This is a genomic window from Actinoallomurus oryzae, from assembly GCF_039541955.1.
In the GTDB taxonomy this organism is placed as follows: Bacteria; Actinomycetota; Actinomycetes; order Streptosporangiales; family Streptosporangiaceae; genus Actinoallomurus; species Actinoallomurus oryzae.
On record NZ_BAABHF010000070.1, the window covers coordinates 1 to 9,482 of the forward strand.

Consider the following 9,482-nt stretch of genomic DNA (forward strand, 5'->3'; position numbering starts at 1 on the left):
CGCTAACCAGACCCTACTGTCAGGGCACCATCGCGTGCATGCGTCATGATCCCTCCCCCCGTCCGCTCACGGCGAACCCGGCCCAACCCGCCGGATGCGGATCGCATCCCCCACCGTCTCTCGCACGGCGCCCGGGCCGGCCCCCGCTCTTCGTGATCCGCGGGCGATCAACCGTGAAGGGGCAGCAGGACGCGGAAGGTCGCACCATCGCCCGGGGCCGTGTGGACCTCCACCCGGCCGTGGTGGGCCGCCGTCAGAGAGGCGACGATCGCCAGGCCGAGGCCCGCGCCCCCGCCCTCGGCACGGCCCCGGGCGCCATCCGCGCGGTAGAAGCGATCGAAGACCCGCGCCGCCTGCTCGGGGGACAACCCCGGGCCCTCGTCACGCAGCTCCAGCACCGCCAGGCCGTCCCGGGTGCCGACACCGATCCGGACCGGGGTGCCCGGCGGGGTGTGGGCGACCGCGTTCCCGATGAGGTTCGAGGTCACCTGGCGCAGCCGCGCCTCGTCACCGAGCACGGGCGCGCCGCCCGGCGGGCCGCCGCCCGGGCCGGTGAGGGCGACGGGACGCCCGGGATCCAGAGCGCGCAGGTCGTGCAGGGCGTCGGCGGCCAGGGTCCGCAGATCCATGGGGGTGAGACGGAGCGGGAGATCCGCCGAGGCGGCGTGCTCGTCGAGGCGGGCGAGGAGCAACAGGTCCTCGACCAGCCGGACCAGACGTGCTGCCTCCCGCTCGATGCGGTTCATCGCACCGTCGACGTCGGCGCGCTCCGGCATGCCGCCCATCCGGTACAGCTCGGTGAACCCCTTGATGCCGAACAGGGGCGTGCGCAGCTCATGGCTGGCGTCGGAGACGAAGCGGCGCATGCGCTCCGCGGTGGCCGCCCGCGCGGCGTCGCCTCCCTCGATCCGCTCCAGCATGCCGTTGAGCGCCGCGGCCAGGCGGCCCAGCTCGGTACGCGAGGCGGCCAGCTCGGGAACCCGGCTCGAAAGGTCGCCGTCCGCGATGGCCGCCGCGGTCGTCTCGATCCGGCGCAGCGGGCGCAGCCCCGCCCGTACGGCGAACCAGCCGGCCACGCCGAGGAGCCCCAGCACCAAAGAGTCGATCACCAGCACCCGTACGCCGAGCTGTCTGATCGTCGCACCGGCCTGGGAGAGCGAACCGGCGACGACGACGCTGCCGCCGTCCGCGGCCACGGTCTCCGCTCCGCCCGGCGTCCGGCCCGGGCCCGGCACGACGATCACTCGCCAGTCCTCGCCGCCGCCGGCGGCGGGGACCTCGAACGGCCGGTGGCGGCGCGCGCCGACCGCCGCGGCGTCGAGCCGGGGCAGCTCAGGGGCATGCCGCGAGACCGGCCGGACGGCCCGCCGCACCCGGCCCTCCGGGTCGAGGTAGGCGACATAGACCTCACCGGACAAGTGCTGCTCCACCGTCTCGCGCACCTGCGGAACCTGATCGCCCGCGACGTCCGGCAGGGCCGGAAGGCGCGCGGCGACCGTCGCGGCGGCGCGAAGCCGGTCGTCCAGCTGATGCACCAGGTCGCGCTGGAGCAGCGCGACGACCAGGCCGTCGCTGCCGAGCAGGGCGACGACGAGCAGCAGCAGCGCGATCGCCAGCAGCCGGCCGCGCAGCGAGAGGCGACCGCGCAGCCGGCGCGCGGCGCTCGCGCTCACGAGCGGGGCCTGCGCAGGACGTAGCCGGTGCCGTGCACCGTATGGATCAGCTTCGGCTCGCCCCGGTCCACCTTTCGCCGCAGATAGCTGATGTAGGAGGCCACGATGCTGTCATCGCCCCCGAAGTCATACCTCCAGACCAGCTCCAGGAGCTGGGACTTCGACAGCACCTGCCCGGCGTTCTCCATCAGCACCCGCAACAGGCTGAACTCGGTCGGGGAAAGCTGGACCGACCGCCCGCCCCGGGTCACCTGGTGGCTGTCGGGATCCAGCTCCAGATCGCCGACGACCAAGCGGCCGTCCGGTTGCCGGCCGCTCGTACGGCGCAGAATGGCCCGGATCCGCAGGACCAGCTCCTCCAGGTTGAACGGCTTCGTGACATAGTCGTCACCGCCCGCCGTGAGCCCGCTGATCCGGTCCTCGGGCGCGTCGCGGGCCGTGAGGAACAGCACCGGCGGATGCCCCGCCGCCGGGGACGAAGGCGCCCCCCGCAGCCGGCGGACGACCTCGAAGCCGTCGAAGTCGGGCAGCATCACATCCAGCACGATCAGATCGGGACGCTGCTCCCGCACCGCCGCCAGCGCCTGCGCGCCGGTCGCGACCGGGACCACGGTGAAGCCGGCCAGCCGCAGGCTCGCGGACAGCAGCTCGCGCAGCGTCGGCTCGTCCTCCACGACCAGCAGCCGTTCCGATGTCGTCATCCGCCCCATCCCGCCTGATCGTCCGCCCTCGGCCTCCCCGGCTGCGCCCGGCCCGCGCGCCCGGCACGGCTACGCGTCTCGCCTGCGGAAGACGATGAACGCCACGCCCAGCAGGACAGCGGCACACCCCGCCATGACCGCCAGCCCGGACCAGGGGTCCAGCAACGCCGGATCGCGGTAGCCGGTGATGATCTGCCCGCCCGCGATGGGCGGCCAGTACTTCGCCACCCAGTCGCCGACCGCCCCGGGCAGAGCGGGCGCGAACGCCTGCACGATCAGCATCGCGCCGAACAGGGTAGTCACCGTCGCCGTCGTACTACGGATCACCGTGCCGATCGCCAGCCCGAGCAGACCCGCGAGCGCCAGATAGAGCGCACCGCCCAGAATGCCCCGCAGCGCCGGAGAATCGGACGGCCCGAGGTGCGGGGCGCCCGCACCCGCCAGCGCCGCCTGCCCGACGAGAAAGCCGCTGAAGGACACCAGCAGCCCGACCGGCAGCGCGACCGCGATCAGCACCACCGCCTTGGCGGCCAGCACCCGGGCCCGGTGCGGCACGGCGGTCAGCGTGCCGACGATCGTGCCGGCCCCGTACTCGGCGGTGATCATCAGGCCGCCCAGCAGGCCGAGGGCGATCTGCGCCAGCAGATAGCCGCGCAGGCTGGTGGCCAGCGGATCGAACGCGGCCCGGTCGGCGGCCGTCATGGTCGCGTACTCGCCCCCGGCCGACGCACCGTTCAGCGAGGCGAGGCCCACGCAGCACGCCAGGGTGCCGACGACGAGGAAGACGGTCGACCGCATGGTACGGATCTTGATCCACTCGGCGCGCAGGCAGTGTGCGAACGTCGCCCGGCCCGCCGGCCGCAGGGTCATCCGGAACCCCCGCGGCCGATCCCGCGCCGGCTCCTTCCGTACCGCCGTCCGGGTTCGCGCGGCGCCCCGGCTCATCGGCTCGTCTCCTTCTCCCCGATCTCCGCCTGATACTCGACGGCGTCGCGGGTCAGGTCCATGAACACCTGCTCCAGCGACGGCTCTCGTGGCGTCAACTCGTGCAGCTCCACTCCGCCGGCCGCGGCCAGCGCCCCGAGCTCGGCCGCGTCCATCCCGGTCACCACCAGGCCGTCCGCGCCGTCCGGGCGCACCTCCGCCACCGGCGGCAGCATCCGGCGCAGCGTTTCCACCTGCGGACCGCGCACCAGGACCTCGTGGCCGGAGTGCGCGTCGATGAACACCTTCATGGCGGTGTCCGCGATCAGCCGGCCGCGGCCGATGACGATGAGGTGGTCGGCGGTGAGCGCCATCTCGCTCATCAGATGGCTCGACACCAGCACGGCGCGCCCCTCGGCGGCCATCCGCCGCATCAGCCCGCGGATCCAGACGATCCCCTCCGGGTCGAGCCCGTTGAGCGGCTCGTCGAACACGAGTGCCGGCGGATCGCCCAGCAGCGCGGCGGCGATGCCGAGCCGCTGCCGCATGCCGAGCGAGAACGTCCCGGTCCTGCGGCGGGCGACGCCGTCCAGCCCCACCTCCGCCAGCACCGCCGCCACCCGGCCGCGCGAGATCCCGTTGCCGGCCGCGAGAGCCAGCAGATGGTGGTACGCCGTACGGCTGGGCAGCACCGCACCCGCGTCCAGCAGCGCGCCGACGGCCTTCAAGGGCGCCGGCTGCGCGGCGTACGGGCGCCCGCCGACGGTGGCCGTCCCGGAACTGGCGGCGTCCAGGCCCAAGATCATCCGCAGCGTGGTCGACTTCCCCGCTCCGTTCGGGCCGAGGAACCCGGTCACCTCCCCCGGACGGACGGCGAACGTCAGGTCGTCGACGGCAAGGACATCGCCGTAACGCTTGGTGAGTCCACAGACTTCGATCACGATCTCTCCAGAGCCGATCGGGTACGGGCCGCGCGCCACCGGCGCGCGCACCACCCACGGTGATCCGCTCTTCTGGGACAGATCTGCACGAGTCTGAGTGCGTCATGTGAACCGAGGGCCCCGCCCGCCCGGAACGGCGAACCGTGGCGGCCCGATGCCGCCCGAAGTCAACGCCGTGGTCCCGCCCCCGGCGGATTCACCTACGTTCCTCGTCGGATTCGCGCCCGGCCGAGAACTCTCAGAAACTCACAGACGCCGGGCCACCGGCACCTCTCGGCGGCACCCGATCGAGACGAGCCGACCGCCACTCCGCCGCCCCACGATCAGCGGCGTCGAGCTCCCTCTGCTTCTCCCGCTCGCGGGTAGCCCTTGGAAGCCGGCCACACAGCACCGAGGCGAAGGGGCTTTGTCGCAGCGTGACGGGCCCAGTGCTTCATCCCCCGGGAACACACCAATGGCGGCGATAGGCACGCGGTGTTCTGCCTATCGCCGCCTGAGGCTTTCGGTAAGCCGCAGCGTTGCGGCGGCCGAAGCACTCCGTGCAGTAGGGAGATGGTCCGTCCGGAGAACTGCTTATGCCGCCATGTCTCCGAGCCGACTCGACCTCTCCGCTGCCCTTGCAGGGCTTTTTGGCCGGATCTAAGTCCGACATGTACCTCACTGGCCGCCCTTTTGGACGTAACTACGGACAAACTCCTCTGCGTTCTCTTCGAGAACCTCGTCTATTTCGTCCAGAATGGCGTCGACATCGTCGGTGAGCTTCTCGTTCCGCTCCTGGACGTCTTCGCTGGGGGCGGTCTGGGTCTCGTCGACCTCTTCCTCGCGCCGGGTCGTCTGCCGCTGCCCGCCGGTGTCCCTCGTCGCCATGCTGAGCCTCCACTCCTGCCGAGAGACCTCGACTCTATCGTCGCCCGCCGACAACCAGTGGATCACTCACCGTGTTCCACCGTGATCGGCGATCGGCCTCATGACGGCGTTATCACCACCGGCGATCCCTGCGAAACGGTCATACCGGTCACGACTGTGCATTGATCGTGAACGGACGGCCGTACCGGGATGTTCCGCCGGCCGTCTTCCACCGCCGATGGCACGCCGGCCCCGGGGCGCTCTCCCCGTACGGACCGGCGCGTTCTGGGCCCCTCTGGGCGCTACTCCCCCGTCAGGGCGGTCACCAGGTCCGCTGCCGTACGGCAGCGGTCCAGGAGGGCGCCCACGTGCGCCTTGGTGCCCCTCAGCGGCTCCAGGGTCGGCACCCGCTGGAGCGACTCCCGGCCTGGGACGTCGAAGATGACCGAGTCCCACGACGCCGCGGCCACCGAGTCGGCGTACTGCCGCAGGCACCGGCCGCGGAAGTAGGCCCGCGTGTCCTCCGGCGGGTCCTCGATGGCGGCGTCGACCTCCGCGTCGGTGGCGATGCGCTTCATGCGCCCGCGCGCCACGAGACGGTTGTACAGGCCGCGCTCCGGGCGAACGTCGGAGTACTGCAGGTCGACCAGCTGGAGCCGCGGGTGGGACCAGTCGAGGCCGTCGCGGCTGCGGTAGCCCTCCAGCAGCTCGAGCTTGGCGACCCAGTCGAGCTCGCCCGACAGCTGCATGGGGTCCTCGCCGAGGCGGTGCAGGACCGACTCCCAGCGGTCGAGGATGTCGGTGGTCATCTCATCGACGTCGGCGCCGAAGCGGTCCTCGACGTACTTGCGGGACTGCTCGAGGTACTCCATCTGCAGCTGCACCGCGGTCATCTTGCGGCCGTCGCGCAGGGTGAGCAGGTGCTTGCAGGACGGGTCGTGGGAGACGGCGCGCAGCGTCGCCACCGGCATGTCGACGGACAGGTCGACGGTGAGGAAACCGTCTTCGATCATGGCGAGCACGAGGCCGGTGGTGCCGAGCTTGAGGAAGGTGGAGACCTCGCTCATGTTGGCGTCGCCGATGATCACGTGGAGCCTGCGGTACTTCTCCGGGTCGGCGTGAGGTTCGTCACGCGTGTTGATGATCGGGCGTTTGAGGGTCGTCTCGAGGCCCACCTCGACCTCGAAGAAGTCGGCGCGCTGGCTGATCTGGAAGCCGTCGGTGCGGCCGTCGACGCCGATGCCGACGCGGCCGGCGCCGCAGACGACCTGGCGGGTCACGAAGAACGGGGTGAGGTGGCGGACGATCTCCGAGAAGGCGGTCTCCCGCTTCATCAGGTAGTTCTCGTGGCAGCCGTACGAGGCACCCTTGTTGTCGGTGTTGTTCTTGTACAGCTGGATGGGCTGGGTGCCGGGGACCTGGGCGGCGCGGCGGGCGGCGTCGGCCATGACGCGCTCCCCGGCCTTGTCCCAGATCACGGCGTCGCGCGGGTTGGTGCACTCGGGCGTGGAGTACTCCGGATGCGCGTGGTCGACGTAGAGGCGCGCCCCGTTGGTGAGGATGACGTTGGCCAGCCCGAGGTCCTCATCGGTGAGCTGGGTGGGGTCGGCGACCTCGCGTGCGAGGTCGAACCCGCGGGCGTCCCGCAGGGGGTTCTCCTCCTCGAAGTCCCACCGTGCCCGCCTGGCCTTGGCCGCTGATGCCGCGAGGTAGGCGTTGACGACCTGTGAGGAGGTCACCATCGCGTTGGCCCCCGGCTGACCGGGCACGGAAATGCCGTATTCGGTCTCGATTCCCATTACCCGCCGCACGCTCATAGACCCGAGCCTAATGCGCGATCGCCGTGGTCTTGCGAGGCGCGGCGGGATCGTGACCCGATTCCCCTTGTGGGGACGGGCTCAGGAGGAGTCCGAACGAGACGCCGGGGAGAGCCCCGGGACGGACGGTGTCCCCATGACCCTTCCAGGTCAGGGTAAAGACCCGGCAATCGGCGCGGGGAGCGCCGGCGGTGCTCGGGTATGGGTCCCGTGGGCGTCTGGTTCGCCGGGAACCGGTGGTCGCGGTCGCGACCGCCGGCGACGTCATGTGGCGGAGATCTCGATCTCGGGCGCGGCACTGCGGAGGGTGCCGGCCGCCGACGAGCGGGCCTGACGGCAGGGTACGGGGGAACGCCTCGCGGGCCTCGCCGGGGACCGGTACTGCCGCAGAGACGAGTCGTCGCGGGCGGCCGGCGTGGTGCCGGACGCCCGCGACGTGCGGGTCAGAGGTATTGGCCGGTGTTGGCGACCGTGTCGATGGAACGGCCGGCCTCGGTGCCCTGCTTGCCGGAGACGAGCGTGCGGATGTAGACGATCCGTTCGCCCTTCTTACCGGAGATGCGGGCCCAGTCGTCGGGGTTGGTGGTGTTGGGCAGGTCCTCGTTCTCGCTGAACTCGTCGACGCAGGCGGCGAGCAGGTGGTTGACCCGCAGGCCCTTCTGCCCGCTGTCGAGGAAGTCCTTGATGGCCATCTTCTTGGCCCGGTCGACGATGTTCTGGATCATCGCGCCGGAGTTGAAGTCCTTGAAGTAGAGGACTTCCTTGTCTCCGTTGGCGTAGGTCACCTCGAGGAAGCGGTTCTCCTCGCTCTCGGTGTACATCCGCTCGACGACCCGCTGGATCATGCCCTCGACCGTGGCTTCGGCCGAGCCGTCGTGTTCCTTGACGTCGTCGGGGTGGAGGGGAAGTCCGGGGAGAATGTACTTGGAGAAGATGTCCTTGGCCGCCTCGGCGTCGGGACGCTCGATCTTTATCTTCACGTCGAGGCGCCCGGGCCGGAGGATCGCCGGGTCGATCATGTCCTCCCGGTTGGAGGCGCCGATGACGATGACGTTCTCCAGGCCTTCGACGCCGTCGATCTCCGAGAGCAGCTGCGGCACGATCGTGTTCTCGACGTCGGAGGAGACTCCGGATCCGCGGGTGCGGAAGATGGAGTCCATCTCGTCGAAGAAGACGATGACCGGTGTGCCCGCGGAGGCCTTCTCGCGTGCGCGCTGGAAGACCAGGCGGATGTGGCGCTCGGTCTCGCCGACGTACTTGTTGAGGAGCTCGGGTCCCTTGATGTTGAGGAAGAAGCTCTTGCCCTCGGCGCCGGTCTTCTCCGCGACCTGTTTGGCCAGGGAGTTGGCGACGGCCTTGGCGATGAGGGTCTTGCCGCAGCCGGGCGGGCCGTAGAGCAGCACGCCCTTGGGCGGGCGGAGCTGGTGTTCGCGGAAGAGGTCGGCGTGGAGGTAGGGCAGCTCGACGGCGTCGCGGATCTGCTCGATCTGCGGGCCCAGGCCGCCGATCTCCTGGTAGGAGATGTCGGGGACTTCCTCAAGGACGAGTTCTTCGACCTCGGCCTTGTGGATCTTTTCGTAGGCGTACCCGGAGCGCGTGTCGAGCATGAGCGAGTCGCCGGCGCGCAGGGGGACTCCGCGCAGGGGCTCGGCGAGCTTGACGACGCGTTCTTCGTCGGCGTGCGCGATGACGAGGGCGCGTTCGCCGTCGGCGAAAACCTCCTTCAGCATCACGACTTCGCCCTGGGTCTCGAACTCGAGTGCGGCGACGACGTTGAGCGCCTCGTTGAGCATGACCTCCTGGCCGCGCTTCAACTCCTCGATCTCGATACCCGGGCTGACGTTCACCCGTAGTTTGCGTCCGCCGGTGAAGATGTCCACCGTGCCGTCCTCGCGCGCGGCGAGGAACGTTCCGAAGGCGGATGGCGGCTGCGCGAGGCGGTCGACCTCCTCCTTCAGCGCGATGATCTGCTCTCGGGCTTCCTTGAGAGTCGCCACGAGGCGTTCGTTCTGGCCCGTAACCGCGGCCAGGCTTGCCTGCGCCTCATGTAGGCGTTCTTCGAGTACACGTACTTGTCGGGGGGATTCCGCGAGCTTTCGGCGCAGCACGGAGATCTCCTCCTCGAGGAAGGAGATCTGCGTCTGGAGGTCACGGACCTCCTTTTCGTGCTGCGCCTTCCGCGCCCCGGCATCGTCACGAGCGGCCACGCTCGTCACCTCCTCAGGCAGAGACGACGACCTAACTGAAACCCTACCTATCCGGAGCGCCTCCGTAACATGGCCAACGGGTACTCGTGTCGTGGCGGGGCCGCGACGAGGTGCGGAAATCGGATACCTTCGCAGGTCGGAGGCCATATGACGGGGTGGCGGCCGCACGTGTGAAAAACCACAGTGGACCGCTTCCGGAGGCCGGACCGGGTCCGTGGCCGGCATGAGGCGGGTACGCGCCGCGCAGGGCGGGGCACGCCGGAGCGGCACGGACGGAAACGGCGCGATCACGGCGGGCGCGCGCCGCGGGCCGTGGATGCTCCTATGGTTCGTCAAGCGGCAGGAGCAAGATCCTTTAGGGCGGTCGCGGGTT

The 9,482-nt window shown here is 70.4% G+C and carries 7 protein-coding genes; all 7 read right to left on the bottom strand.

What is annotated here, in order from left to right:
• Positions 1–167 precede the first annotated feature (167 nt).
• The gene (locus tag ABEA10_RS49670; protein WP_345475714.1) at positions 168–1,673 is read right to left on the bottom strand and encodes a sensor histidine kinase; all 1,506 of its coding nucleotides are present in this window, start codon (positions 1,671–1,673) and stop codon (positions 168–170) included.
• A complete protein-coding gene (locus ABEA10_RS49675; protein WP_345475715.1) occupies positions 1,670–2,374 on the bottom strand; it encodes a response regulator transcription factor in 705 nt (234 codons plus the stop codon). The genes ABEA10_RS49670 and ABEA10_RS49675 overlap by 4 nt, the downstream gene beginning before the upstream one ends.
• A gap of 69 nt (positions 2,375–2,443) precedes the next feature.
• Positions 2,444–3,244, bottom strand: a complete 801-nt coding sequence (locus tag ABEA10_RS49680) for an ABC transporter permease (protein ID WP_345475716.1) — start codon at positions 3,242–3,244, stop codon at positions 2,444–2,446.
• A 71-nt stretch (positions 3,245–3,315) separates the two neighbouring features.
• The gene (locus ABEA10_RS49685; RefSeq protein WP_345475717.1) at positions 3,316–4,239 is read right to left on the bottom strand and encodes an ABC transporter ATP-binding protein; all 924 of its coding nucleotides are present in this window, start codon (positions 4,237–4,239) and stop codon (positions 3,316–3,318) included.
• 657 nt (positions 4,240–4,896) lie between these two features.
• The gene (locus tag ABEA10_RS49690) at positions 4,897–5,106 is read right to left on the bottom strand and encodes a ubiquitin-like protein Pup (RefSeq protein WP_285583207.1); all 210 of its coding nucleotides are present in this window, start codon (positions 5,104–5,106) and stop codon (positions 4,897–4,899) included.
• A gap of 281 nt (positions 5,107–5,387) precedes the next feature.
• Positions 5,388–6,902 (bottom strand): depupylase/deamidase Dop, encoded by a 1,515-nt coding sequence (gene dop / locus ABEA10_RS49695; protein WP_345475718.1) that lies wholly within the window; start codon positions 6,900–6,902, stop codon positions 5,388–5,390.
• Between the two features lie 443 nt (positions 6,903–7,345).
• The gene (gene arc, locus ABEA10_RS49700) at positions 7,346–9,118 is read right to left on the bottom strand and encodes a proteasome ATPase (RefSeq protein ID WP_345475719.1); all 1,773 of its coding nucleotides are present in this window, start codon (positions 9,116–9,118) and stop codon (positions 7,346–7,348) included.
• Between the last annotated feature and the right edge of the window lie 364 nt (positions 9,119–9,482).